Here is a 25,462-nt window from a genome sequence, read left to right as displayed (position 1 = left end):
CGCGTCAATTTAGCCGCGCGACTCGTCCTTGGCTATCGCATCGGCGCGCGCCAGATCCTCCGGTCGGTTGACGTTGAAGAAAGGGTCGTAGGGCTCGATCGGCCAATCGACGATCACATTCGCATACCGCCCGATGAAGGCCGACACTCTGCGCTCGTCTTCCGCAACGAGCGCGCGCCGCAAATCGTCGCGCAGCGCGACCGGCCACAGCGCCACGGCGTGATGGGTTCGCCCGTTCGAGGCGGCGACGGCGATCGTCGCGCCTGTGCGCGTTCGGGCGGCTTGAAGTCGCGAGAGAAGATCGGCGGGCAGGAACGGGGTGTCGCCCGGCGCGCTCAGCACATGCGCCGCGCCTTTCGCCGCGCCAAACTCCATGCCGGCGAGAACGCCGGCGAGCGGGCCCGCGAAACCTTCAACGCTGTCGGAGATGACGGGCAGTCCGAAGGCGGAAAAGCGTGCGGGGTCGCCGTTGGCGTTGATCGCGAGACGTCCGCACTGCGGCTTCAGGCGGTCGATCACATGCTGAAGGATCGACCGGCCGGCGATCTCGACGAGCGGCTTGTCGCCCCCGCCCATGCGCCGCGCCAACCCGCCGGCGAGGATGACGCCGATGCAGTCGTTCATGCGCTGTCCGGTTTGGTTTCAAAGAGGGGCGCCATTATGTTCGTTCATAATCCCGAGCGCCGCTCGCGCAAGGGGCAGCCTTTCGAGGGAAGCACATGATCTCGCGTCGCCGACTCGCCGTTTCCGCCTTTCTTTTCGTTTCCGCAATCCTTTATTCGGCCGCGCCCGCCGGCGCCGCGGAACAGAGTTTTACGCCCCAGGCCTTCGCGGCCGCGCAAACGGCCGGCAAGTCGATCATCGTGCATGTTTATGCGCCGTGGTGTCCAACCTGCCGCGCGCAGGAGCCGGCGGTGCAGCGCGTCGAGGCCGATCCGAAATATGCCGACGTCGCCATGTTCCGCGTCGATTTCGACGGCCAGAAGAGCGCTCTCCGCTCGCTGAAGGCCAACCGGCAAAGCACGATCATCGTCTTCAAAGGCGATAAGGAAGTCGGGCGCTCTGTCGGAGTGACCGATCCGGGCGAGATTTCGGCGCTTCTCTCAAAGGCTCTGTAAATCGATGGATGCGAGCGCGCTTGGCGCCTTCGGCGTCGCCTTTGTCGCCGGCCTGTTATCGATTTTGTCGCCCTGCGTCCTGCCGCTTTTGCCTCTGGTGCTCGGCGCCGCGGCGGCGGAGCATCGCTACGCGCCGGCGCTTCTGGCGCTGGGCGTCGCCCTGTCCTTCGTGGCCATCGGCCTTTTCATGGCGACGATCGGCTTCGCCGTCGGGCTCGATGGAGATTCGCTGCGGCTCGTCGCGGCGGCTTTGCTGATCGGGCTGGGCGTGATCCTGCTCGCGCCTGAGCTGCAGGCGCGCGTCGCCGCCGCCGGGGGCCCGATCAGCGACAGATTGAATGCGGCCTTTGGCGAGGGGGCTCGCGGCGGAATGTTCGGTCAGTTTGGCGTCGGTCTGCTGCTCGGCGCCGTTTGGAGCCCGTGCGTGGGTCCGACGCTCGGCGCCGCATCGGTGCTCGCGTCGCGCGGCGAAGACCTGAGCGCCGTCGCGGCGACGATGGCCGCGTTCGGTCTCGGCGCGGCTGCGCCGCTGATGTTGCTTGGAGCCCTATCACGGCAAGCGATGGCGCGTTGGCGGGACCGGCTGCTGACCGTTGGAAAACAGGCGAAGCAAGCGCTCGGCGCGTCGCTCGTGCTGATCGGCGTGTTGATCGTGTCAGGCTACGACAAGACGTTGGAGGCGGCGCTTGTCACGGCTTCGCCAGAATGGTTGACGCAGTTAACGACGCGTTTTTAGCGCTTCGCCAAATCAATACGGTCGATGCTCGAGATGCTAACCTTGCCGGGTCAGCGCAAGACGCTCGATGCAAGCAAACCCAGGCAAAAGCAGACGCCGCTCTGGTATTGGCGGTTGCGCGGTCGGCGCGCCAAGTCTCCGAACGCCGCATATTCCTAAAATTTAGTTTATTTTCCATTGCTTATAGAGGCTATCCGTTTAGGCAATTCTTAAAGCGGCGCCTCTATAAAGACGCTACAACGTGGCTGTTTGAGTAGCGAGTGAGTGAGATGACCGAGACGCACCGTCCCCGTGTCAAATATGTCATCGGTCCCGATGGCAGTCCGCTGACCATTGCGGATCTACCCCCCGCTTCGACCAAACGCTGGGTGATACGGCGTAAAGCGGAAGTGGTGGCGGCGGTGCGCGGCGGCCTGCTCTCGCTCGACGAAGCCTGCAGTCGCTACACGCTGACCGTGGACGAATTCCTGAGCTGGCAGATGTCGATCGACCAGCACGGCCTCGCCGGACTGCGGACCACGCGCCTTCAGCAATATCGCATGTGAGCGCGGCGGCGACAGACGCCAAGAAATTCGAAACGCCGGTCCGCGATGGCCGGCGTTTTTTTATTTTTGAGGCTGTTCCTCTATCCGGCGCCAGCGCTCGACGAGTTTCCTGCGTTCGAAGAGCGCGACAACGACGAGCGCGATCAGCAGCGGGACGATGAGATAGAAGAGTCGCCAGACGAGCAGCGCAGCCAGGACCTTCAGCCGCGGCACATCCGGCATGACATTGATGAACAGCAGCTCGAAGACGCCGAGCCCGCCCGGCGCATGGGACACCAAAGCCGCCGAAAAGGACAAGAGAAACGCGCCGAGCACGACGAGAAAGCCGGGATTGCCCTGCTCCGGCAGCGCGAAATAGATGATGCCGGCGGCGCCGATCAACTCCAAGGGAGCCGCGAAGAGCTGGCGCAGCATGATGCCGGGGCGCGGGTAGAGAATTTCGAAACGCCCGAACAGCCGGATCGCGCGGAAATGCATGAGCGATCCGAGAATGTATAGAACGACGAAGGCCAGGCAGGACAAACCGACGACGAGCGCTGTGCTCGGGTTTGTAATTATGTCCGGAAGGAAGCCCGACAGTCTTTGCATGATCGCGGGGTCATAGGTCAGCAACAGTCCGGCGAGCAGCACATTGCCGAAGCCGAAGGTGTAGGAGCACAACACCACCAGCGTGGCGACCTGCGTCGCTGTCAGCCCCTTGGTGGAATAGGCGCGATAGCGCACCATGGCGCCCGAGAAAACGCTTGCGCCAATGTTGTGCGACAAGGCGTAGGTCGTGAACGAACAGACCGAAATAAACAGCCAATTTATGTGTTTGACGCCTAAGTGCAGCAGCGCGATGCGATCGTACCAGGCGAGCGCCGCATAGGCGACAAGCGTCGACAGCCCAGCGAGCAGATAGCGGCTTGTCGGAATGGCCTGGAGATTGGCCCAAACCTCGGCGCCGACCGACTCTCCTTTGAATTCGTGATAGAGAAGGAAGAACGAGGCGACGACCGCGACGAGGCCGACGGCCGGCCAAAAATATTCCAGCAGTTTTCTCATGCGGCCCGTCGCGTTAGATTTCACCGTCGATCATCGAACCGGCCGCAGCTGGCCGCACTCTCCCTCGCATGGAGGACCCGGCGCCCGCAAGCCCCGCTCCATGACCGCCTCGGTAATGAGCGCTTGCGGCGAATCAATGGAGGGCGAAATGCAATTGCTATCGCGGATCAAGGGCTTAATCCTGGCCCCGCAGACCGAATGGGCAAAGATCTCGGAAGAGGAGACGTCCGTCTTCGATCTCTACCGAAATTATATTGCGATATTGGCGCTGCTTCCGCCGTTCGCGAGCTTCTTCGGCTCGTGGCTTTTCGGCTTCTCCTACGGCTCGCAAGGAATCATGCACCCGACGTTCGCGGGCGGGCTTTATCGCGCCTTCGTGCAGTATCTGCTGAGCCTGCCGGCGATTTTTATCGTCGCCTTCGTCATATCGGCCATTGCGCCGCATTTCGAAGGGAAGACCGACGACCGCCGCGCCCTGTTGCTGACGGCCTATTCCTACACGCCGGTCTGGCTCGCCTCGCTGTTCGGCTTGATTCCCGGCCTTCGATGGCTGGACGTGCTCGGCTTCTATGGAATTTATGTTTTCTCCGTCGGTCTGCCGCCCATGATGCGCGTGCCCAGGGAAAATCTCGACGTCTTCACCCTCGCGACGCTGTTTCTCGTCGTCGCGACCGTCGCGCTGCACGGCTGGCTGGTGCATCTCATCGCGCCGCAGCAGCTGATCTAGCGCCAACGCTCCGCGGCCGCTTCGTCCTCGGATGTCGCGCTGACCCAATCGCCCGACGCGCCATCGGCGCGGCGCTCCTTTTTCCAGAAGGGCGCGCGGGTTTTAAGAAAATCCATCAGAAACGCTGCGGCGGCGAAAGCGTCAGCGCGGTGGCGCGCCGCCGCGAGCACGAGGACGATCTGTTCGCCCGGTTGGATGCGGCCGAAGCGGTGAATGACGGTCAATCCCTGCAAAGGCCATCGTTCGAGCGCTTCGTCGGCGACGCGACCGATCTCGGCCTCGGCCATTCCGGGATAATGTTCGAGCTCCAAAGCCTCGAGCGCGCCGTCCTCGTCCCTGCAGAGGCCTAGGAAGCTGACGAGCGCGCCGACGTCTCGCCGCCCGCCCGTCAGCAGCGCCTGCTCCCGCCCAAGATCGAAATCTTCCGCTTGCACGCGCACCGCCGGAGTCGGCCGCGGCGTCATCTCAGCCGCCCGTCATCGGCGGGAAGAAGGCGATCTCCCTTGCTGCGCCGATTGGCGCGTCAGGCGCCGCATGCGTCTTGTCGAGGGCCGCGCGGATCGTCGCCGGATTGGCGAAAGCGGCGGCATATCCCTCGTCCCGCGCGGACAGCCATTCGATCAGCTCACGGACCGTGACCACTTCACGCGGCGGCGCGATCTCCTCTTCCGCCAGACCGATGCGCTCGCGCACCCAAGCGAAATACAGCGCCTTCATGTCGCCTCGTCTTCTCCGAAATGGTTCCACGCCGACTGCAGGTAGTCGAACCCGGTATAAAGCGTCAGAATCGCCGCGGCCCACAAGAGCGCCGCGCCGATCTTGACCGTGCCGGGGAGAACGACTTCGCCGGCCGGTCCGGCGATCAGGAAGCCGAGCGCCACGAGCTGCGCCGCTGTTTTCCATTTGGCGATCGCGGAGACGGGCAAGCGCACCTTGAGCTCGGCCAAGTGTTCCCGCAAACCAGACACCAGAATTTCACGACACAGAATGATGATCGCCGCCCAGATCGTCCAGCCGGCGACCGTTCGATCGGCGACAAGCGCCATCAGGGTCGTCGCGACGAGCAACTTGTCCGCGATGGGGTCCAGCATCCGCCCGAGCGGCGACTGCTGCTGCCAGATTCTCGCGAAATAGCCGTCGAGAAAGTCCGTCACCCCCGCGGCGATGAAAATGCCGAGCGCGGCCCAGCGCGCCCAGTGCTCCGTAAAGCCCAGGAGCAGCCCCGCCACCACCGGGACGGCGGCCATGCGGCCATAGGTCAGCAGATTAGGCAGCGCCAAGGCTTGAGACCGACGCTTGGCGGTGAGGGCCGTCTGAGACATACCGCAAGGGAATATGTCCCCCGCCCCCAATGTCAATAGAAAGGGCGTCGCCGCCGGAAATCGTTTGCGAAATGCGAAGTCACTCGCGGTCGAGCGCGAAGGCGCCGGGCCCTGCCGCTGCAAAAAACAGAAATACGAAGCAGTAGAGCGCGGCAAGCTCGCCCTTGTTGAGGAGCGGCCACAGATCCTGGCCGGCGTGGAAAAAGAAGTAAGCGACCGCCATTTGGCCCGAAAGAATAAAGGCGACGGGCCGCGTGAAGAGGCCGAGCAGCAGCAGCAGTCCGCCGACAAGCTCAAGGACTCCAGCCGCGCCCAAGAGCGAGAACAGCTTCAAATTGTCGAACATCGCGACATGTGGGACGCCGAAAAGCTTGGCCGCGCCGTGCTGCATGAACAGCAAAGCGGCGGCGATGCGCAGCAGTCCCTGCGCGTGCGGGGCGAAGCGTTGGGGAATAATCCGCAGAGTCATGGAATTGGCCTCCTAAAGAATCGTCGCGATTTCCTCACAAGCGAGCCGCGGGCCGCGAGGATAGAGCTTTGCGGGATCACCGTATCCGATGTTGATCAGAAAATTCGACTTTATCCGCGTTCCTTGGAAGAATTCCGCGTCGACCTTCGCCCTGTCGAAACCGCTCATCGGTCCGCAATCGAGACCCACCGCGCGCAGCGCGAGAAGAAGATAGGCGCCCTGCAGCGAGCCGTTGCGAAAGGCCGTCTCCTCGATCAGCGTCTCATTGCCGACGAACCAGGAGCGCGCGTCCGTCGCCGGATAAAGGTGTGGGAGACTCTCAGGGAAATCGAGATCATAGCCGACGATCGCCGTGGCGGGCGCGGCCATGGTCTTCGGACGATTGGCGTCCGACATCGCCGGCGCGAGCCGGGCCTTCGCCTCCGGCGAGCGCACGAAGATGATGCGCATCGGCGAGCAGTTGGCGCTTGTCGGGCCCCATTTCGCGTAGTCAACGGCGAGTTCGAGCAGGCTGTCCGGCACCTCTTTGGGAAGCCAGCCATTATGGGTTCGCGCTCCCGTAAAGATCTGCTCCAGCGCTTCGGGCGCAACCGGACCCGGAGCGTGCCTCTCAATCGTCGTCATCGCATTCCCCGCAGCGTTCAGATGTCGCGCCCCTCGACGTCAATATGCAGACGCTCCTCGACTTTGCGGAGCGACTCCTGCTGGGGCGAGATCGCCAGCGACTTCCGATAGGCCGCGAGCGCCCCTCTCTTGTCGCCGGTCTTCTCCTTGAGCGCGCCAAGAGCGGCGAGCGCGTCAAAACGCTTCGGCTCAAGCGTCGCCGCGGTTTCGAGGTCGGCGATCGCGCCGCCGTCGTCCCCCTGCTCCGCCCGCACCTTAGCGCGCTGAACATAGCCTTCCGCCCACTTCGGCGAGAGCGCGACCACATAGTCGAGAAGCTTCAGGGCGAGAGGCGGCGCGCCGGCCGCGTCCGCCGCAAGGGCGCGCGCCGCAAGCAGGCTGATCGTGTCCGACTCCGAACGCGCCCAGCGGTTGACGATCGCCGCCGAAACGCCCTTCGCCTCCCGCTCGTCTTCGGCCTGCTCCAGGCGAAGGTAAAGCCGCGCCATCTCTTCGGCCCGCTGCTGATCGGGGTCCTTGGGCGGCGGGGGCGGCGCCGCCGCGGCCGGCGCGCGGCGCTCTGGATCAAGATCGCGTCCGCCTTGTCCGGGGCCGAGCGCGCGGGTCCCAGGAGGCAGCGGAATCCTTCCAATCCCAGGGATGAAAAGGAAATCGCCCTCTTCCTCGCCAAATGATTCGATCGACGGCGCCTCCGACGCCTGCGCCAGCGCGAATCCGGCCGGCAGGGCTCCAAGAAAGACCACGATCGTCAGCGGAAGAAGTAGCGGCGTTCGCATCGCCGCTAACATAGCGCAGGTCAACAGAAACGGCCACAGAGCCGAGCATTAGATTAACCATTTGTAAGCCACGACTCGCCCGACGCGCGGCGAATTCATCCTGCGTTCAGGCGAGGCGCCCGAATCCTTGGCGCGCTAGTTCAGGTTGTTAGGAAACCCTCGCGCTTATCGCGACAACAACGCTGCAGCCCGCTTCAACCGCGGAGCTCATGGAGTTGGATCGATGATTGATAAGATACGCGGTTTGCTGCAAGAGCACGGCCGTCTGCATACCCCGGTGGAACATCTGTCTGATTCGGACGATCTCTACAGCGCAGGGCTGACGCCTTTTGCCGCCATCCGCACGATGCTCGCGCTGGAAGAAGCCTTCGACGTCGAGTTCCCAGTCTCCATGCTCCAGCGGCAAAGCTTCGTTTCGATCGCCGCCATACATGATTGCGTCAGCAAATTGGCGCCGTCGGCGGAGCGCCGCGCCGCTTAAGCAGCGCGCGCTTCAGCTCATGCAGGGCGCGAGAGCTCGCGCCCACGCTGACCTTGTCCTGCTCGGCGCACGCGCAGGGCTAAACGCCGCGAAAGCCGCGGCTTCGGCTGCTCCCACCGCAGTTGCGGCGGTTCGTTGGCTGCGATAGTCGTCTTTGGAAAGGCTCGAATGACGAGCCTTCGCGACGGCGAGAGTTCAATGCCTCCTTATCATTCACGCACGACGACCCACGGCCGCAACATGGCCGGCGCGCGCGGCCTCTGGCGCGCGACAGGCATGAAGGAGGAGGACTTCGGCAAGCCGATCATCGCGGTCGCCAATTCCTTCACCCAATTCGTTCCGGGCCATGTGCATTTGAAGGATCTCGGCCAGCTCGTCGCCGCCGAAATCGAAAAGGCCGGCGGCGTCGCGAAGGAATTCAACACCATCGCGATCGATGACGGAATCGCCATGGGCCACGATGGGATGCTCTATTCCCTGCCCTCGCGCGATCTCATCGCCGACAGCGTCGAATTTATGGTCAACGCGCATTGCGCCGACGCGCTGGTCTGCATCTCGAATTGCGACAAGATCACGCCGGGCATGCTGATGGCGGCGCTGCGCCTCAACATTCCGACGGTGTTCGTTTCCGGCGGTCCGATGGAGGCCGGCAAGGTCGTGCTGGCTGGCAAGGAGCACGCGCTCGATCTTGTCGATGCGATCGTCGCCGGCGTGGACGACACGGTCAGCGAAGCGGACGTCGCGACGATCGAGCGCTCGGCCTGTCCGACCTGCGGATCATGCTCCGGCATGTTCACGGCGAACAGCATGAACTGCCTGACCGAGGCGCTGGGGCTGTCGCTTCCCGGCAATGGTTCGATTCTCGCGACCCATGTCGATCGCCGGCGCCTGTTCGTCGAAGCCGGCCATCTCATCGTCGATCTCGCGCGCCGCTACTATGAGCAGGACGACGAAAGCGTGCTGCCGCGTTCGATCGCGCGTTTTGAAGCCTTCGAGAACGCCATCACGCTCGACATCGCCATGGGCGGCTCGACCAACACCATCCTGCACCTGCTGGCCGCGGCCCAGGAAGCCGAGATCGACTTCGACCTGCGCGACATCGACCGCCTGTCGCGCAAGGTGCCGCAGCTGTGCAAGGTCGCGCCGAATATCCAGAAGTACCATATGGAAGACGTCCATCGCGCCGGCGGCATCTTCAGCATCCTCGGCGAGCTGGCCCGGGGCGGCCTGCTGCACACCGACGTAGCCACCGTGCACAGCCCGAGCATGAGCGACGCCATCGCCCAGTGGGACATCACCCAGACCGACGACGAGGCCGTGCATACCTTCTTCAAGGCGGGCCCGGCCGGCATCCCCACCCAGACCGCGTTCAGCCAGAGCACCCGCTGGCCGAGCCTGGACATTGATCGCGCCGAGGGCTGCATCCGCAGCGTCGAGCATGCCTACTCCCAGGAAGGCGGGCTGGCCGTGCTCTACGGCAATATCGCCCTCGACGGCTGCGTGGTGAAGACCGCCGGGGTCGACGAGTCGATCCTGGTGTTCGAGGGCAGCGCGAAGATCTACGAGAGCCAGGACAGCGCGGTACGCGGCATCCTCGCCGACGAGGTCAAGGCCGGCGACATCGTGATCATCCGCTACGAAGGCCCGAAGGGCGGCCCGGGCATGCAGGAGATGCTCTACCCGACCAGCTACCTGAAATCCAAGGGCCTGGGCAAACAATGCGCCCTGCTCACCGACGGCCGCTTCTCCGGCGGCACCTCGGGCCTGTCGATCGGCCACGCCTCACCGGAAGCCGCTGCGGGCGGCGCCATTGGTCTGGTGCGCGCAGGCGACAAGATCTTGATCAATATCCACGAGCGCTCGATCAACCTGCTGATCAGCGATGAAGAGCTGGCCGCACGCCGGGTGGAACAGGACAAGAAGGGCTGGAAGCCGGTGGAAAACCGCCCACGCAAGGTCACCACCGCGCTCAAGGCCTACGCCCTGCTCGCCACCAGCGCCGACAAGGGCGCTGTTCGTGACAAGGCGCTGCTGGAAAAGCTGGTGCCCTAAGCAGCTCACCCCTGCAGAAGCCCGGCCCTGTGCCGGGCTTCTGCATTGTGCGGTTAACGGCCGCTGGAAAATGTAACGCTTAAGACGAACATGGCGAAGCCGCGGCATATTCCCCAACACACCCAGCCAACAGGACGATGCATGAGCGGCACACGCCTCAGCTTTGATAGGCTCCCAGACAACTGCCAAGCCGCGCTCTTCGCCCTGGTCACCGCCTTCCCCGGCAAGGGCAAGACGGCGCTGCTCAAGCCGCTCAGGGCGATGAGCGTCCAGGACGACAAAGGCAAACTGCTCGATGCCAGCAAGCTGCCCCCCCTGCTCGACACCTTGGGAAAACTTGGCTGGCTGATCATTGAACGGCGTAGCTCGGGAGAGCTGTTCTGCCTGCCCGCCCAGCAACGTACCCTGGTGTTGCAGCATCTGCTCCAGCACAACCAGTGCAACGCCTGGCTGCATTGCCTTCAGCTCGATCTGCCAACACCCCAGCCTTGGCAAGCCCCCAGCCAAGGGTACGCGCTGCAGACACTCTGGCTGGCCCTGCTCAAACCCGAAAGCAAGCTACTGCAGGCGTCCCTGCTGCGCTTCGCCCAGCTGATACCCAGAACTCAGCAGCTGGAATTGCACCCCGTCACCATCCTGCAGCGCGACGCCGCTGGCCAGCAGGTATTCGAGCGTCTCGCGCAACAGGCACGCCAACTGTTGCTGGAAGACTTCCTCGCCCTGTGCAACGCCCCGCTGATGCCGGTCGGCCAGGCTTACAAGCTGGGCCTGGCGCATTTCACCACGCGTACGCTGGACACTACTCTGGGCCTGCAGCTGTTGCTGCAGGCATTCTGGCGCGGCGACTGGAATACCCTGGAACAGCTCGGCGAGCATGGCCTGGACATGATGCAGCAGGCCATCCAGTACCTGCTGCGCGGGCAGAAAGAGGCGGTGGTGACACTGATCGACGCCTGGCTCAAGGAAGTACGCAAGCAGACCAAGAAACGCAAGATCGACCTGCCGCCCACCCTCAATGCCCTGTACTGCCTGGCCCTGATCGGCATCCCCGAACAACGGCAGTCGGCCAAGCTCGCCCAGGCCCTGGATAGCGGACTGAGATCGGGCTATGACGCTGCCTATCAAGGCCTCTCTTGCCTGTATGAGCGCTTTCAGGGCAACAACCTGGCGCTGCAGGGCAGCCTGCACCAGCTGCCCCAGCAGCTGAACGGCCTGCACGGGCTGCTCCTGGCCCTGGCGCTGTACTGGCTGGATGAACCCTTGGCCAAGCAAGAGGCCTGGAAAAACCGCCTGCAGGACTACCGAGACGAGCTCAGCGAACAGGGCTATGCCTGGCTGGCGGCGGAGTTCGATGCGCTGCGGGCCGTGCAGTTCAACCAGCCTCCGTTATTCGCCGAGCTGCACCAGAGCGCCGGCCTGCAGCCCCTGGTCAACCTCTACCAGCGCCAGGAAACCTGGCAGCACGCCCTCACCGCGCTGAGCCTGCTCAAGCCGGGCAAAGCCGCGACCAGCTCGAACACCCCCAAGACCTCGCGCCTGGCCTGGTTTATCAGCCTCGGCAGCTATATGGACAAGGTCGAACCGCGGGAACAGAAGCTCGGCGCCAAAGGCCAATGGAGCAAAGGCCGCGCCGTTGCGCTCAAGCGCCTGCTGGAAGACGGCGAGGCCATGGACTTCCTCTGCGAGCAGGATCGCCAGGCCATCCGCATGATTCAAATGAGTCACGCCTACTACGGCAGTGTCCACTATGAACTGCCGGCCGAACTGGCCCTGCCCCGACTGGTCGGCCATCCGGCGCTGTATTGGAGCGATGCACCGGACGTGCGCATCGACCTGGTAAGCGGTCAAGCCAGCCTGCAGCTGCAAGCCAGGGACGGTCAGATCCACCTGCGCCTGCAACCGGAAAATATCGCCGAGCAGGACGGGCTGATGCTGCACAAGGAAACCCCGACCCGCCTGCTGCTCTACCCGATCAGCCGCGAACTGCGGCAGATCGCCGATATCGTCGGCGCCGGTCTGAGCGTGCCGCAGTCGGCCAAGGCGCAACTGGTCGAAGCCATCGGCGCCATCGCCCCGCTGCTGCCGATCCACTCGGACATCCCCGAACTGGCCAGCCACCTCGAGCAGATCCCGGCCGACGCGACCCTCTACGCCCACCTGCTGCCGCTGCAAGCGGGGCTACGCCTGCAACTGCTGATGCGCCCGCTGGCCGAGGGCGGCTGGTTGCGCCCCGGCCATGGCGCACAAAACCTGCTGGGCGAGCTGGACGGCAAGGCGGTGCAAGCGTGCCGTGACCTGACCGGCGAGCGCCAGGCCCTGCAGCGGGTGCTGGACGCCTGCCCCGGCCTGGCCCGCGCCGACAGCGATGGCCAGGAATGGCAACTGGATCAGCCCCAGGACGCCCTGCAGGTGCTCAGCGAGTTGCACGCCCTGGATGGCCAACAGCTGCAGTGCGTATGGCCGGAAGGCGAGCGCATGCGCATCAAGGCCAAGACCGGACTGAGTCAGCTCAAGCTCGGCCTCAAGCAGCAGGGTGACTGGTTCGTTCTGCAGGGCGAAATCCGCCTGGACGACGGCAAGGTGCTGCAACTGCGGCAGCTGCTGGAACTGCTCAAGGCCAGCCCGGGCCGCTTCCTCAAGCTCGACGAGCGCGACTGGCTGGCTCTCGACGACAACCTGCGCAAACGCCTGGACGAACTGGCGCACCTGGCCGACCGGATCACCGACCAAGGCGCCCGCCTGAGCCCGCTGACCGCACCGCTGCTGGCCAGCCTGGCCGGGGAAGTCGGCGAATTCAACGCCGATGCCCGCTGGCAGGCGCACCTGGATAAGCTCGAATCGCTGCGCAGCTACCAACCCCGGCTACCCGGCACCCTGCAGGCACAACTGCGCGACTACCAACTGGAAGGCTTCGCCTGGCTGGCGCGTCTGGCGCGCTGGGGCGTCGGCGCCTGCCTGGCCGACGACATGGGCCTGGGCAAGACCGTGCAGACCCTCGCCCTGCTGCTCTACCGCGCCGCGCAAGGCCCACAGCTGGTGGTGGCGCCGACCTCGGTGTGCCTCAACTGGCAAGCCGAGAGCCGGCGTTTCGCGCCCAGCCTGCAACTGCGCGACTACCAGCAGGAACGCCGCCTGGACGACCTCGGCCCGCTCGACCTGGTGATCGTCAGCTACGGCCTGCTGCAGCAGGACAGCGCTGCCTTCGCCGCCCAGCCCTGGACCAGCGTGGTGCTCGACGAAGCCCAGGCGATCAAGAACGTCCAGACCAAGCGCTCCCAGGCCGCCATGGCCCTGCGGGCCGACTTCCGCCTGATCGCCACCGGCACCCCGCTGGAAAACCACCTGGGCGAGCTGTGGAACCTGTTCCGCTTCATCAACCCCGGCCTGCTCGGCAGCCAGGACAGCTTCGCCCAGCGCTTCGCCACCCCCATCGAACAGGGCGACGCGGGCAGCCGGCGCGCCCTCAAGACGCTGATCCAGCCCTTCATCCTGCGCCGCCTGAAAAGCCAGGTGCTCGACGAACTGCCGGCACGCACCGAGATCACCTACAAGGTGCCGCTGTCCGAGGACGAAGCGCACCAGTACGAGGCCCTGCGCCAAGAGGCCGTGGACGGCCTCGGCGAGGCCGGCCCCGAGAACGGCCAGGCGATGCGCGTGCTGGCGGCCATCACCCGCCTGCGCCGCTTCTGCTGCCACCCCGCGCTGGTCATGCCCGGCAGCCCGCTGCAGGGCAGCAAGCTGCAGGCGTTCGGCGAAATCGTCGAGGAGCTGCTGGAGAACCAGCACAGGGCCCTGGTCTTCAGCCAGTTCGTCGACCACCTGAGCATCGTCCGCGCCTGGCTGGACGAGCGCGGCATCGCCTACCAGTACCTCGACGGTGCCACCCCGGCCAAGGAGCGCCAGGCGCGGGTACAGGCCTTCCAGGCCGGCGTTGGCGAGGTCTTCCTGATCAGCCTCAAGGCCGGCGGCAGCGGCCTCAACCTGACCGCCGCCGACTACGTGATCCACCTCGACCCCTGGTGGAACCCGGCGGTGGAGGACCAGGCCAGCGACCGCGCCCACCGCATGGGCCAGCAGCGCCCGGTGACCATCTACCGGCTGGTCACCGAACACACCATCGAGGAGCAGATAGTCGCCCTGCACGGACGCAAGCGCGATCTGGCCGACAGCCTGCTGCAGGGCGGCGAACTGAGCGCCAAGCTGGACGCCGAGGCGCTGCTGCAATTGCTGCGCGGCGCCTGAATAGCCAGGCGCCTCCGCGGCAGATCAATGGCTCGGGTTTTGTGGGGTGCTGGTTTTTGTTCGGAGCGGGGACGCGCCTCTTAGAACGCCGGACCGCAGTTGTCCGGGGAAAGCGCTACCGCCCGCTAATGCCGCTCAGCTCACCCCCATATAGCGCCCGGCACGGTGATTGATCGCCAGCACCATGTTCAACGCCAGCGCGCCGAGCACCGACAGCGCGACCTTGTCCAGCGGCACGCTGAACACCGCCGCCAGCACGATGGCCGCGTCTATGCCCATCTGCACCTTGCCGGCGCGCAGGCCATAGCGCTCCTGCAGGTACAGCGCGAGGATGTTCACCCCACCGAGGCTGGCGCGGTGGCGGAACAGCATCAGCAGGCCGAGGCCCATGGCGAAGCCACCGAACAGCGCGGCATAGAGGACGTTCAGCTGGGCGAAGGCGACCCACTGCGGGGTCAGCTCGGCCAGCAGCGACACCAGGCCGACCGCGCAGACCGTGCGCAGGGTGAACTTCCAGCCCATGCGCCAGATGGCCAGGCCGTAGAACGGCAGGTTGATCAGGAAGAACGACCAGCCGAACGACCAGCCCAGCAGGTACTTGAGCAGGAAGGCCAGGCCCACGGTGCCGCCGGTCAGCAGCCCCGCATGGGCGTAGAAGGCGATGCCCAGGGCGACCATGGCGGTGCCCATCAGCAACGCCAGGGCATCCTCCCACAGCGGATGACGGATGATGATCGCGGCCAGGGTATCCGCCTGCGGACTTTCGGATTTGACTGCAGCCATGATGCAAGCCTGTAGGTGCAATGGACGAGCCGTAAAGGCTAGACCACCGGGCGCCCGGGCGAATTGGCCAGGGTCAAGAAAACCGCCGGCAGGCCAATCGCCCTGCTCAGCGGCGTACCCAGGTCTCGAAGGCATGGGCCGGCGTATCCGCCGTGGCGGGGTACTCTTCCAGGGAGTCACGCCGCCAGTCGGCCTCGCTGAACGCGGGGAACCAGGCGTCGCCCTCGGGGCTCAGCGCCACCCGGGTCAGGTACAGCCGCTCGGCCCGGGCCAGGGCCTGGCCGTAGAGCTGTGCGCCGCCGATCAGCATCAGCTCGCCGGCGCCCCGCTCGCGGGCCCATTGCTCGGCACGCTCGACGGCCGCATCCAGCGTGGCGAAGACCTCCGCGCCTTCGAGCTGCAAGCCGGGCTGGCGGCTGACCACCAGGTTGAGCCGGCCCGGCAGCGGCCGGCCGAGCGAGTCCCAGGTCTTGCGGCCCATGATGATCGGCTTGCCCAGGGTCAGCGCCTTGAAGTGCTTGAGGTCCGCCGGCAGGTGCCAGGGCAGTTGGTTGTCGCGGCCGATCACGCGGTTCTGCGCGAGGGCGGCGATCAGGCAGAGGGGGAGGGTCTTGTTCATGGCGGCGAGGATACCGACTGCCGCGAAGGAGAGAAAGCCAACGGCGGATCGGTGCACCCCATTGGGCACCCGATCAGTCGGTCGGTAACCTGCCGGCTCCCCCCAGGGAAGGTCCGGCGGCCTTTGCCGCTGCCATTCGTCGATCTTGCAATTGCTGATCAATGGGTCAGATACCTACTCCATGCATTTCCACGAATTTTGCGACAAGTTCAGGAAATTCGCCGAATTAACGCGCCAATAAAATGTATACAAACAACTAGCCAATACACCATGTAGTTGTCTACAGTCGCCGAACAAATACAACCGCGAGAGCCCATCATGACAGCTCCATCCGCACGGCCGTCTTCCACCCAACGCCCGGAAGACGAAAACCTCGGCATCGGTGCAAACCTCGCCTACGGTTTGCAGCATGTCCTGACCATGTACGGCGGCATCGTCGCGGTCCCCCTGATCATTGGCCAGGCCGCCGGGCTGTCGCCGGCAGACATCGGCCTGCTGATCGCCGCCTCGCTGTTCGCCGGCGGCCTGGCGACCCTGCTGCAGACCATCGGCCTGCCCTTCTTCGGCTGTCAGCTGCCGCTGGTCCAGGGCGTCTCGTTTGCCGGCGTGGCGACCATGATCGCGATCATCGGCAGCAACGGTGCCGGCGGCATTCCCGCCGTGCTCGGCGCGGTGATCGCCGCCTCGCTGATCGGCCTGTTGATCACCCCGGTGTTCTCGCGGATCACCCGCTTCTTCCCGCCGCTGGTGACCGGCATCGTCATCACCACCATCGGCCTCACCCTGATGCCAGTCGCGGCGCGCTGGGCGATGGGCGGCAACAGCCGGTCACCCGACTTCGGCAGCACGGCCAATATCGGCCTGGCCGCGTTCACCCTCGCGACCGTACTGCTGCTGAGCAAGCTGGGCAGCTCCGGCATCTCGCGACTGTCGATCCTCCTGGCGATGGTGATCGGCACCATCGTCGCGGTGTTCTTCGGCATGGCCGACTTCTCCAAGGTGCTCGACGGCCCGTTGATGGCGCTGCCGACGCCGCTGCACTTCGGCATGCCGGAGTTCCACGTCGCGGCGATCCTGTCGATGCTGATCGTGATCATCGTCACCCTGGTGGAAACCTCGGCGGATATCCTCGCGGTCGGCGAGATCATCGGCACCAAGGTCGACTCCAAGCGCCTGGGCAACGGCCTGCGTGCAGACATGATCTCCAGCAGCCTGGCACCGCTGTTCGGCTCCTTCACCCAGAGCGCCTTCGCCCAGAACGTCGGCCTGGTGGCCGTGACCGGCGTGAAGAGCCGCTACGTGGTGGCGAGCGCCGGTCTGATCCTGGTCACACTCGGGCTGCTGCCGGTGATGGGCCGACTGATCGCCGCAGTCCCCACCTCGGTCCTCGGCGGCGCCGGCGTGGTCCTGTTCGGCACCGTGGCGGCTTCCGGCATCCGCACCCTGGCGCAGGTCGATTACCGCAACAACATGAACCTGATCATCGTCGCCACCTCGATCGGCTTCGGCATGATCCCCATCGCCGCGCCGACCTTCTACCAGCACTTCCCCGCCTGGTTCGAAACCATCTTCCACTCGGGCATCAGCTCGGCAGCGATCATGGCGATCGCGCTGAACCTGATCTTCAACCACCTGCAAGCCGGCAACTCCGACCAGCAGTCGGTGTTCGTCGCCGCCAGCGAGCGCACCCTGCACTACCAGGACATCGCCGCGCTGAACGAGGGCGACTACTTCCGCGACGGCAAGCTCTACGACGCCGACGGTAACGAAGTACGGGTCACCGGCGCCGACGACCACCACGGCGCGCCGCCAGTACCGCGCCTCAAGATCGCTGCGGCCAGCACCACGGAAGGCTGATTCGGCAAGGCCGGCGTCCTGCGCCGGCCTTCTCATGGTGATGGGTTGCGCATCAGCGGTTATCCTCTGGGTTCACCCTTGGCCTTGAGGCCCTTCGTGAGCGAGCCCGACCCCGTCCCCATGCCCCTCTCCCCACTCGACCGGCTGTGGCTGACCGAAGCCATTCGCCTGCGCGAGGAACACGCCGGCCCGCTGGAGGACGGCGAGGCCAACCGCCGCGCCCGGGCCGCCGGCGGCAGCCTGGCGGTGCGTATCGAGCGGCGTGCCCTGCTGCTGGCCGAACGCGACGGCCAGTTGCAGGCGCTGCGCCACTGGCGCCAGGGCGCGCAACTGGCCCTGGCCGCGCTGTTGCTGCTGGCGATGCTCAGCGGCGCCGGCCTGGCACTGGCGGCCCTGGGCGACGGCCAGCGCCCGGTCAATGTGTTCTGGGCCCTGGGCAGCCTGCTCGGCCTCGACCTGCTGCTGTTGCTCGGCTGGGCCCTGGGCCTGCTGCTCGGTGGCGACAGGGCCGGAGCACTGGGCCGATTGTGGCTGTGGCTGAGCGAGAAACTCGCCCGCGACGCCAGCGCCGCGCAACTGGCCCCGGCGCTGCTGCTGGTGCTGCAACGCCGGTGCCTGGGCCGCTGGGGCCTGGGCCTGCTGGTGCACGGCCTGTGGCTGCTGGCCCTGCTCGCGGCGCTGGCGACCCTGCTGGCCCTGCTGGTGACCCGCCGCTACGGCTTCGTCTGGGAAAGCACCCTGCTCGGCGGCGAGACCTTCATCGCCCTGACCCAGGCGCTCGGCGCATTGCCGGCGCTGCTCGGCTTCAACCTGCCGGACGCCGAGCTGATCCGCGCCAGCGGCGACACCGCCCTGGCCAGCGAGGCGGCGCGCCACGCCTGGGCCGGCTGGCTGCTCGGCGTAGTGCTGGTCTACGGCCTGCTGCCGCGCCTGTTGTTGCTGCTGCTGTGCCTGTGGCGCTGGCGCCGCGGCTGCGCGGCGCTGCAGCTGGATGTCGAGCTGCCCGGCTACGGCCTGCTGCGCGAACGGCTGCAGCCGGGCAGCGAACGCCTGGGCGTCTGCGATGCGGCGCCGGCCCGGCTGCACCAGCCGCCGGCCGGCAGCCATGCGCGCGACAGCCAGGGCGCGCTGCTGGTGGCCGTCGAGCTGGACCCGCAGCGCCCCTGGCCGCCGGCGCTGCCCCAGGGCATCGGCGATGCCGGGGTGATCGACAGCCGCGAACAGCGCCAGCGCCTGCTCGAACAACTGACCCGCTTCCCGCCGGCGCGCCTGGCGATCGCCTGCGACCCGCGCCGCTCGCCGGATCGCGGCAGCCTGGCGCTGCTCGGCGAACTGGCGCGCAGCGCCGGCAGCACGCGGGTCTGGCTGTTGCCGGCACCGCCCGGCGAGAGCCTCGACGGCGCCCGCCTCGGCGACTGGCACGACGCACTGGACCAGCTGCACCTGGCGCATAGCGACAGCGCGCCGTTGCGCTGGCTGGAGAGCGGCCATGACTGACAGCGATCAATCCGGGCTACGCGACCTGGGTAGGGTGGATGACGCCTTTTTCATCCACCATCGTTGTTGGTGGATGGGTAAAGCGTCAGCTACGCGCCCCGATCCACCCCGGAGCCTACGATGAACCAGCCGCTGAAGCTGGCCGTGGTCGGCCACACCAATGTCGGCAAGACCTCGCTGCTGCGCACCCTGACCCGCGACGTCGGCTTCGGCGAGGTCTCACATAGTCCCAGCACCACCCGGCATGTCGAGGGCGCGCGCCTGTCGGTGGACGGCCAGGCGCTGCTGGAGCTGTACGACACCCCCGGCCTGGAAGACGCCATCGCCCTGCTCGACTACCTGGAGCGCCTCGACCGCCCCGGCGAACGGCTGGACGGCCCGGCGCGGCTGGCGCGCTTCCTCGACGCCAGCGAGGCGCGCCAGCGTTTCGAGCAGGAGGCCAAGGTGCTGCGCCAGTTGCTCGCCTCGGATGCCGGCCTCTACGTGATCGACGCCCGCGAGCCGGTGCTGGCCAAGTACCGCGACGAACTGGCGGTGCTGGCCATGGCCGGCCGGCCGCTGTTGCCGGTGCTGAATTTCGTCGCCGCCGGCCAGCACCGCGAGGACGACTGGCGCGAGGCCCTGGCCCGCCTCGGCCTGCACGCACGGGTCGCCTTCGACACGGTGGCGCCGCCGCTGGACGGCGAACGGCGGCTCTACGAGAGCCTGGCGCTGCTGCTGGAAACGGCCCGTCCGCCATTGCAGCGGCTGATCGACGACCACGAGGCGCAGCGCCAGGCCCGCCGCCACAGCGGCGCCCGCCTGATCGCCGAACTGCTGCTCGACTGCGCGGCCTGCCGGCGCGGCGTGGCGCCCCAGCCGACCCTGGAGCAGGGGGCGATCCGCGAGTTGCGCGAGGCCGTTCGCCAGCGCGAGCAACGCTGCGTCGAGGCGCTGCTGCGGCTGTACGCCTTCCGCCCGCAGGACGCCCGAGCCGGCGAGCTACCGCTACTCGACGGGCGCTGGGGCGACGACCTGTTCAACCCCGAGACCCTCAAACAGCTCGGCCTCAAGGTCGGCGGCGGCATGGCCGCCGGCGCGGCCACCGGGGTCGGCATCGACCTGCTGGTCGGCGGCGTCACCCTCGGCGCCGCCGCAGCCCTCGGCGCCGTGCTCGGCGGCGGCGCACAGACCCTGCGCAGCTACGGGGCGCGGTTGATGGGCAAGCTCAAGGGCCAGCGCGAGCTGAGCGTCGACGACGCCGTGTTGCGCCTGCTCGCGCTGCGCCAGCAACAGCTGCTGCAGGCCCTGGAACGGCGCGGACATGCGGCGGTGGACGCCATCGAACTGGCAGCGCCGCAGGACACCACCTGGCGCCAGGGAAAGCTGCCCGAGGCCCTGCACAGGGCCCGCGCCCATCCCGAATGGTCGTCGCTCAATCCCGGGGCGCGGCTGGAAGACGGCGAACGCCAGGAACAGGTGCAGCAGTTGGCGGCGGAGTTGCGCTAGGCCTTTCAGGCGTCGCGGCTAAAGCCCCTCCCACAGACAGGTAGCCGTCTATGTGGGAGGGGCTTTAGCCGCGATTGCGCTTCGATAGGGCCAGGCAGAACAGTAGTGCTCTCATCGAGGCGTTCTTCACTGCCATGAGCCGTAGGGGATGCCGTGCTGTTCGATATAGGTTTTGGCTTGTTCCGATAGAAAGTAGTACTCGCCCTCGGACAGCCCTTCGTATGGTCCCTTGGGCTCAATTTCCGCCTGCGCCTGAAACACCTCGATCAGCTTGCCGCAGGTGCTTGTTACCCAGCCCTTGACCACTCCGCCGGGTGCTAACCCAATCGCCATCGCCTCGCGGTACTCACTGGCCTGACAGGGCGGGTCGAGCCGCTCGCTCATCAATTGCCGGGCACGCTCGGGAATATCCACAATCACTCGATAGGTCTGGGGCTCCGCCAACGACTGCCAGCGCACATAGATGCGTTTAGGCAGGTCGGCACCATTGACGTAACGGCCTTTACCCCATGTTTCTCTCCAGCCCGTGGCATTACCGCTTCCGTCATTGGGTAGATGTACTGAGACAGTTCCACCACCCATCTTGAAGAATCTTTGCCCACGAATATCTTCGACATCCGCGGTTTCCACCCAGACCTCCATATAGTCCGGCGCCAGGAAACCAAGCCGCCAATACGTGTAGGGCAGGCTGCCAGGGCCCTTGTCGGCATGGGCACAGCCACCGAGCATCGATAGGGCCAGGCAGAACAGTAGTGCTCTCATCGAGTGTTTCCTCCAGGAGTGGAGGCATGGCGTGCCCGCTCGTGCTCGGCCGGGGCGTTGATAAAGACCACGTCAAGTGTGCTGCCACCTTGGCCGGCACCGGCGTTCCAGTTGGCGGACAGGTGGATATAACGTTGGCGTAATAGACGTTCTTCTTCCTCATCCAATGCACCATTGCCGCCTCTCGCCCATGCCACCAATTTTTTGCTGACAGATTCCAGCTCTTTAGGTAGCGTCAAAGAAGGGTCTTTCTCTTGAATCCTGTTCAAAGGAACACCCGCCTCCAAAGCCAGCGCATGCATAACCCTCAGGTAAGCCCGCGACAGATGGCCGTAGACCTTGCGCTCGATAAAGGGTGCGGCCAGCACGTATTTCATCTGGTCGGCACGCCCGCCGCTGAAGGGTAGAAAATGCTCCCATACATCGGTGCCCAGCTTGGCTGAAGGGTCTTGCGGGTCGAGCAAGCCAAGCTCATGGGCGTGGCGGGTATCGATCAGCGCGTCACGGTAAGCCGGGGTATTTTCCGGGAGCGTGGCCCGGCTTACCCAGTTGCTGCGCGGGCGCATCAGGTACAGCCGTTCCGTGGCCTCGGGCTGATAGCCGCCGCCCAAGTCGGAATGTGCGCCGGGCAAGATGATCTCCCTATGGGGCGACGCCACCCGGTTGAGGGCGAAGTTGCGCCGGTATTCGTCACGGGCGACCAAGTGCACCACCTGGCGTGCACAGTTGGGTGCCAGATACAGCTCGACACCGCCGTTGATCGCATCCCCCGGGTTGCCCCAGTCGTCCCAGCCACCGATAGCCGCCACGGTATCGAACAGGCCAATGAAGTTGATGGTTACATCTGTTTGCCAATCAAAGCCTGTGGCCAACTTGACCTTCCCCGGCAACAGCAAGTCGCCCAGCGGGCCTTGTTCACGTTTGAGAACCTGATTGGCGAAATGTCGGGCGGCGGCGGCGCCTCGGCTGAAGCCGAAGATATCCAGTTCCAGTTTGGCCAAGCCGACGCCGGTATTTTCATCCTTGAAACGAATCAACGCCTTTTCCAGCGAGCGAACCCCTTCCGCTACTTTAGCCAGCACTCCAGTAGCGCCTTGGCCCCATGCCTGGCCTGGAATCAACGTATCCTTTTCTCCTGAAACAGTGCCGATACCTGTGACATAAACCGGTAGGTAGGCCCTAGACTCTCCATCGTTATGCGTTGCTTTGGCGTCCTCTCGATACAACTCATACAGCCGCCAGATATTGCTGACATCGTTGGCATAACTGCTGTCCGTGTCGAGTTGATATGACTTGCAGCGTTGGTAGATGGCGAGGCTTTCCTGCTCGCCGATATTCAGGGCGGCGGCGCGGCATTGGGCACCGACCTCGCTGTTGCTCGAGTTGTTGCCGGTACCGTCGAAGAAGACGCCAATGCGCAGGGTGATGCCCTGTTGCACCTGCTCTTCCAGTTCCTCTTCCTCCTCCTCTTCCTCCAGGCCCAGCGGCGCCGGGTCGTCGGGCGTCTCCTGCCAGGTGCGGGCTACGGGCGGCGAGGGGCGTTGCGGCAGGCTCGGCAGGGAGGGGCTGGCGGGCATGGCGCGGGCGGCAGCGCCGAGGTTCATCGGTGCAGGCGGGGTAAAGGGTGCCGGGGTGAAGCTGTTGCCGATGAGCACGCTGCCGGCGCCGCTTGTCACCACGCTGCCATGGCTGCCGGTACTGCCCTGCGTTGCCGCTGGGAACCCGCCGATAAGCACGTTGGGAATCACATTGCCAGTGATGGTCGAGCCGCAGGCACAGCCTTGGGTCGCGGTGGCGGCGGGCATGTTCTCGAGGATGACGCTGGAAATCCCGGTGACGACGGCGTTTTGGCCGCATTTGGGGCAGATGACGGTGTCGCCGATACGCGCGGCGGGTTTGCCGGACATGACCAATCTCCTTATCGGTTACGGCAAAGCCGGGACCTTGCCGCAATAGGACGGTTTGGCGCAATCGGAAGCGTCCGATCCATGCGCTGTTTCGCAGTCAAAAGCCAGATTGCGCAAGAACTTGCGCAACTTTAGGGCGGGCGGCTCGCCGTACAGCGGCAGCCCGCCAATGCCGGCGGACCGCCTGCGACGAGTGACGCCTTTTCTGCTCAGAGCTGCAAACAGGTCTTGCGCGCCTGGTGATTGCCGCCGTAGGGCGAACACAGGCGCTGGTGCACCCGGCTGAGAAAACCGATCTCGAAGGCGCGGCGCTGCGCCCCCGGGGGCAGCGTGTCGCGCTCGATGATCAGGTTGGCCCACAGCCAGCCGGTGTCGTCGCTCGTCAGCCAGGTCTGGGCGCTGGCCACGCCCTTGTCGAAGGCCTGGTGACAGTTCACCGGCCACTTGATCACCGCGCCGCGATGGCCGTCGTGGGTCGGCAGGTAGCTGGTGCTGGGCCTATTCATCGGCGGCCCTCCCGGCGGATTGCGCCAGCGAGCTGCGGTACAGCACCACCACATCGTTGAGCATTTCGCGGGCACCCTGGCAGAGCTCGTGCAAATCCTTTGCGGTGGAAGCAGTCGCCTCCGAGCGGGCCAGAATCGAGAACAGCTTGTGCAACATCGCCACCCGCAACTCGGCCGCCGCCTGGAAATGGCAGACAGGGCCATCGAGGCAATCGAGCGGCTCGCAGCGTTTCGGGAAGGGGATTACAGCGGGGTTGGAGCTAGTCATGGCGCACCTCCAGGGCGGAGGGAAACGACAAGACGAACGGCCCAAGGTGGAGCCCTTGGGTAAAAGGTGGATAGCGCATTTTCCTTATGCTCCTCGAACTGATTAAGGAGCCGCCGACCGACCTTCCTACGGGTTTGGGTGGCGGACCGTACAAGGGTAGGAAACCGGCGTCCGAGGGAACCGGCCAGGCCGAAGCCTGCCTTGCACGGCCCACCATAGAAATGCGGCAACCGGGCACAAAAAAAGCGCCGGCTACACAGCTATGGCGCTTCCGCGCCTCAGACACAACAGGTTCCTACACCCGATCACGGGATTGACCGTGACCGGCGAACTCTAGCCCGGCGAGGCGTGATGGGCAAGCGCAAACAGGAATGGCGATTCGCCATGGAAATACTTGTGAGCTAAGTCACTCTCGACTAGCGTCAATTGAGGCGATGACGCCCCGCGCAGGCTGGATGCCGGTTATCTACCTACCTGCTTGGCAGTTACAGAATGTCAGTGGGCTTTCAGCCGGTGGTGAAAAGCCCTTGTAATGAAGGACCAGACCATGATCTGCGCGACAGTACTCCGCAGAGAAATCGTGGTCTATCCCCGTACTTTTCATCCACCAAGACAAGGAGGTCGCTATGCTTTCCACCAGCCCCCCGGGAAGTAAACACGCCTCGATAGACCTTAAGGTGATCATGCTGATGACCTCAGTTCTCCCATCCATCAGCATGGCAATCGAGGACAAAGAGGTAATGGCATGTGCGGCAATTTCCAATGATGTCTCCAGGCTTGAATGCTTCGACTCCATATCAGCACGCCATAACTTGGCGCCACATACGCAACTAGGGCCGATCAGCGGTGTAGGCAAATGGTACGTCAGCTCGAAAGTTAACCCTTTGGACGACCAGAGCATCCATTACGCAATTCTGGACGCAACAGATGCAAAGAATCGTTGGGGCAAGCCAGTCTCCTTGACTGTGCGGTGTGAATCTAATCGAACAGAGATGTACATCAACTGGAACGATTTCCTCGGCAGCGATGCCTATACGACCTTCAGGGTGGACAAGGATGCGGCAAAAAAGTCCAACTGGCAGCTATCCACTGACAAGACAGCAGCGTTCCATCCAGGGTCTCCGGTCGGCCTTCTGAAACGCATAGCAAAAAGCAATTCTTTCATTGCCAGCATTACTCCGTACAACGAAAGCCCCGTTACTGCAGTTTTTGAAACTTCCAGCGCTGCCGGTGCGTTTGCCGAAATTCGTAAGTCATGTAACTGGTAAGTCCAGTCTGGCAAGGAGACCGCTATGCGGAAAGTCTCAATCGTAGTCGCCACCCTCCTACTGGTAGCAATTGTTTACACACAGTTAACTATTTTTGTTGTGCCGCCGATCGGCGCGCTGCCGGAGGGGAGAACTGTCGTCATACTCCGCCTCAATAAGACTCAATTCATAGACAGCCCTGACGCGATGTGTAATCGCATTCAGGGCGGGGTCAGCCTGTTGTGCCGCGGAATGGTTTTGGGGGCGGTCGTGGAGAAAACCAAAATATTAATCAGGCTTCCCTACATGGATTGGCTCTATCTAATTTCGACAGATGGAAAGCGTTTCGAGCGATGAAGCAATCCGCCCTAGGCAAGGATGTGCCCAACTAA

General features: G+C 64.8%; 26 protein-coding genes. 12 read left to right on the top strand and 14 right to left on the bottom strand.

The window, feature by feature from the left end:
- Positions 1 to 9: 9 nt before the first annotated feature.
- Positions 10 to 624, bottom strand: a complete 615-nt coding sequence (gene mobA, locus ACR65W_RS16410; RefSeq protein WP_434500311.1) for a molybdenum cofactor guanylyltransferase MobA — start codon at positions 622 to 624, stop codon at positions 10 to 12.
- 95 nt (positions 625 to 719) lie between these two features.
- Here mobA and ACR65W_RS16405 point away from each other — a divergent pair, with 95 nt between their 5' ends.
- The 3 genes from ACR65W_RS16405 (at position 720) to ACR65W_RS16395 (ending at position 2,399) form a co-directional block, all read left to right on the top strand.
- Positions 720 to 1,118 carry a thioredoxin family protein gene (locus tag ACR65W_RS16405; RefSeq protein ID WP_434500312.1) on the top strand — a complete coding sequence of 133 codons (399 nt, stop codon included), beginning with the start codon at positions 720 to 722 and terminating at the stop codon, positions 1,116 to 1,118.
- A gap of 4 nt (positions 1,119 to 1,122) precedes the next feature.
- Positions 1,123 to 1,854: a cytochrome c biogenesis CcdA family protein gene (locus ACR65W_RS16400; RefSeq protein ID WP_434500314.1), complete on the top strand. Its 732-nt coding sequence runs from the start codon at positions 1,123 to 1,125 to the stop codon at positions 1,852 to 1,854.
- 269 nt (positions 1,855 to 2,123) lie between these two features.
- On the top strand, positions 2,124 to 2,399 hold the full coding sequence (locus ACR65W_RS16395) for a DUF1153 domain-containing protein (protein ID WP_014889772.1): 276 nt from the start codon (positions 2,124 to 2,126) through the stop codon (positions 2,397 to 2,399).
- Positions 2,400 to 2,459: 60 nt separating this feature from the next.
- Here ACR65W_RS16395 and ACR65W_RS16390 read toward each other — a convergent pair whose 3' ends face one another.
- Positions 2,460 to 3,443, bottom strand: a complete 984-nt coding sequence (locus ACR65W_RS16390; RefSeq protein ID WP_434500315.1) for a UPF0104 family protein — start codon at positions 3,441 to 3,443, stop codon at positions 2,460 to 2,462.
- 148 nt (positions 3,444 to 3,591) lie between these two features.
- On the opposite strand from ACR65W_RS16390, the gene ACR65W_RS16385 reads away from it, so the two are divergent.
- Positions 3,592 to 4,170 carry a Yip1 family protein gene (locus tag ACR65W_RS16385; RefSeq protein WP_434500316.1) on the top strand — a complete coding sequence of 193 codons (579 nt, stop codon included), beginning with the start codon at positions 3,592 to 3,594 and terminating at the stop codon, positions 4,168 to 4,170.
- Here the strand turns inward: ACR65W_RS16385 and ACR65W_RS16380 are convergent.
- The 6 genes from ACR65W_RS16380 to ACR65W_RS16355 all read right to left on the bottom strand — a co-directional run bounded on the left by ACR65W_RS16380 (position 4,167) and on the right by ACR65W_RS16355 (position 7,373).
- Positions 4,167 to 4,634: a molybdenum cofactor biosynthesis protein MoaE gene (locus ACR65W_RS16380; protein WP_434500317.1), complete on the bottom strand. Its 468-nt coding sequence runs from the start codon at positions 4,632 to 4,634 to the stop codon at positions 4,167 to 4,169. The genes ACR65W_RS16385 and ACR65W_RS16380 overlap by 4 nt on opposite strands.
- A gap of 1 nt (position 4,635) precedes the next feature.
- Positions 4,636 to 4,887 carry a molybdopterin converting factor subunit 1 gene (gene moaD, locus ACR65W_RS16375; protein ID WP_014889776.1) on the bottom strand — a complete coding sequence of 84 codons (252 nt, stop codon included), beginning with the start codon at positions 4,885 to 4,887 and terminating at the stop codon, positions 4,636 to 4,638.
- A complete protein-coding gene (gene pgsA, locus ACR65W_RS16370) occupies positions 4,884 to 5,492 on the bottom strand; it encodes a CDP-diacylglycerol--glycerol-3-phosphate 3-phosphatidyltransferase (protein ID WP_175094538.1) in 609 nt (202 codons plus the stop codon). Before pgsA ends, moaD begins: the two co-directional genes overlap by 4 nt.
- Positions 5,493 to 5,571: 79 nt before the next feature.
- Entirely contained in the window at positions 5,572 to 5,961 is a 390-nt protein-coding gene (locus ACR65W_RS16365) for a DoxX family protein (protein ID WP_434500318.1), read from the bottom strand.
- 12 nt (positions 5,962 to 5,973) lie between these two features.
- Complete coding sequence (locus ACR65W_RS16360; protein ID WP_434500319.1) at positions 5,974 to 6,585, bottom strand: malonic semialdehyde reductase; 612 nt, start codon at positions 6,583 to 6,585, stop codon at positions 5,974 to 5,976.
- A gap of 17 nt (positions 6,586 to 6,602) precedes the next feature.
- Complete coding sequence (locus tag ACR65W_RS16355; protein ID WP_434500320.1) at positions 6,603 to 7,373, bottom strand: hypothetical protein; 771 nt, start codon at positions 7,371 to 7,373, stop codon at positions 6,603 to 6,605.
- A gap of 211 nt (positions 7,374 to 7,584) precedes the next feature.
- Here ACR65W_RS16355 and ACR65W_RS16350 point away from each other — a divergent pair, with 211 nt between their 5' ends.
- The 3 genes from ACR65W_RS16350 (at position 7,585) to ACR65W_RS16340 (ending at position 14,136) form a co-directional block, all read left to right on the top strand.
- A complete protein-coding gene (locus tag ACR65W_RS16350) occupies positions 7,585 to 7,842 on the top strand; it encodes an acyl carrier protein (protein ID WP_434500321.1) in 258 nt (85 codons plus the stop codon).
- A 198-nt stretch (positions 7,843 to 8,040) separates the two neighbouring features.
- Positions 8,041 to 9,894, top strand: a complete 1,854-nt coding sequence (ilvD, locus tag ACR65W_RS16345) for a dihydroxy-acid dehydratase (protein ID WP_434502879.1) — start codon at positions 8,041 to 8,043, stop codon at positions 9,892 to 9,894.
- Positions 9,895 to 10,035: 141 nt separating this feature from the next.
- Positions 10,036 to 14,136: a DEAD/DEAH box helicase gene (locus ACR65W_RS16340; RefSeq protein WP_434502873.1), complete on the top strand. Its 4,101-nt coding sequence runs from the start codon at positions 10,036 to 10,038 to the stop codon at positions 14,134 to 14,136.
- Between the two features lie 135 nt (positions 14,137 to 14,271).
- On the opposite strand, the gene ACR65W_RS16335 is transcribed toward ACR65W_RS16340, so the two are convergent.
- Both ACR65W_RS16335 and ACR65W_RS16330 read right to left on the bottom strand, forming a co-directional pair.
- Entirely contained in the window at positions 14,272 to 14,919 is a 648-nt protein-coding gene (locus tag ACR65W_RS16335; protein ID WP_434502871.1) for a YitT family protein, read from the bottom strand.
- Positions 14,920 to 15,025: 106 nt separating this feature from the next.
- The gene (locus ACR65W_RS16330) at positions 15,026 to 15,538 is read right to left on the bottom strand and encodes a dihydrofolate reductase (protein WP_434502877.1); all 513 of its coding nucleotides are present in this window, start codon (positions 15,536 to 15,538) and stop codon (positions 15,026 to 15,028) included.
- A gap of 318 nt (positions 15,539 to 15,856) precedes the next feature.
- Here ACR65W_RS16330 and ACR65W_RS16325 point away from each other — a divergent pair, with 318 nt between their 5' ends.
- The 3 genes from ACR65W_RS16325 (at position 15,857) to ACR65W_RS16315 (ending at position 20,380) form a co-directional block, all read left to right on the top strand.
- A complete protein-coding gene (locus tag ACR65W_RS16325) occupies positions 15,857 to 17,395 on the top strand; it encodes a nucleobase:cation symporter-2 family protein (RefSeq protein WP_434502869.1) in 1,539 nt (512 codons plus the stop codon).
- A 96-nt stretch (positions 17,396 to 17,491) separates the two neighbouring features.
- Entirely contained in the window at positions 17,492 to 18,892 is a 1,401-nt protein-coding gene (locus ACR65W_RS16320) for a DUF2868 domain-containing protein (RefSeq protein ID WP_434502867.1), read from the top strand.
- 120 nt (positions 18,893 to 19,012) lie between these two features.
- Positions 19,013 to 20,380 carry a GTPase/DUF3482 domain-containing protein gene (locus tag ACR65W_RS16315; protein ID WP_434502865.1) on the top strand — a complete coding sequence of 456 codons (1,368 nt, stop codon included), beginning with the start codon at positions 19,013 to 19,015 and terminating at the stop codon, positions 20,378 to 20,380.
- Between the two features lie 126 nt (positions 20,381 to 20,506).
- On the opposite strand, the gene ACR65W_RS16310 is transcribed toward ACR65W_RS16315, so the two are convergent.
- The 4 genes from ACR65W_RS16310 to ACR65W_RS16295 form a co-directional block, all read right to left on the bottom strand.
- Positions 20,507 to 21,142, bottom strand: a complete 636-nt coding sequence (locus tag ACR65W_RS16310; RefSeq protein ID WP_434502863.1) for a DUF2931 family protein — start codon at positions 21,140 to 21,142, stop codon at positions 20,507 to 20,509.
- Positions 21,139 to 23,049: a phospholipase effector Tle1 domain-containing protein gene (locus tag ACR65W_RS16305; protein ID WP_434502861.1), complete on the bottom strand. Its 1,911-nt coding sequence runs from the start codon at positions 23,047 to 23,049 to the stop codon at positions 21,139 to 21,141. The genes ACR65W_RS16310 and ACR65W_RS16305 overlap by 4 nt, the downstream gene beginning before the upstream one ends.
- Before the next feature lie 209 nt (positions 23,050 to 23,258).
- Positions 23,259 to 23,555, bottom strand: a complete 297-nt coding sequence (locus tag ACR65W_RS16300) for a LasR-specific antiactivator QslA (RefSeq protein ID WP_434502859.1) — start codon at positions 23,553 to 23,555, stop codon at positions 23,259 to 23,261.
- A complete protein-coding gene (locus tag ACR65W_RS16295) occupies positions 23,548 to 23,823 on the bottom strand; it encodes a hypothetical protein (RefSeq protein WP_434502857.1) in 276 nt (91 codons plus the stop codon). Before ACR65W_RS16295 ends, ACR65W_RS16300 begins: the two co-directional genes overlap by 8 nt.
- Positions 23,824 to 24,449: 626 nt before the next feature.
- Between ACR65W_RS16295 and ACR65W_RS16290 the strand changes: the two genes are divergently transcribed.
- Positions 24,450 to 25,091, top strand: a complete 642-nt coding sequence (locus tag ACR65W_RS16290) for a hypothetical protein (protein ID WP_434502855.1) — start codon at positions 24,450 to 24,452, stop codon at positions 25,089 to 25,091.
- A 24-nt stretch (positions 25,092 to 25,115) separates the two neighbouring features.
- On the top strand, positions 25,116 to 25,427 hold the full coding sequence (locus ACR65W_RS16285; RefSeq protein WP_434502854.1) for a hypothetical protein: 312 nt from the start codon (positions 25,116 to 25,118) through the stop codon (positions 25,425 to 25,427).
- Positions 25,428 to 25,462: the final 35 nt, after the last annotated feature.

The sequence above is a fragment of the Methylocystis sp. genome (assembly GCF_051062815.1).
Taxonomy (GTDB): Bacteria; Pseudomonadota; Alphaproteobacteria; order Rhizobiales; family Beijerinckiaceae; genus Methylocystis.
The sequence above is the reverse complement of the archived record's forward strand: the minus strand, read 5'-3'. Positions and strand labels throughout refer to the sequence as shown.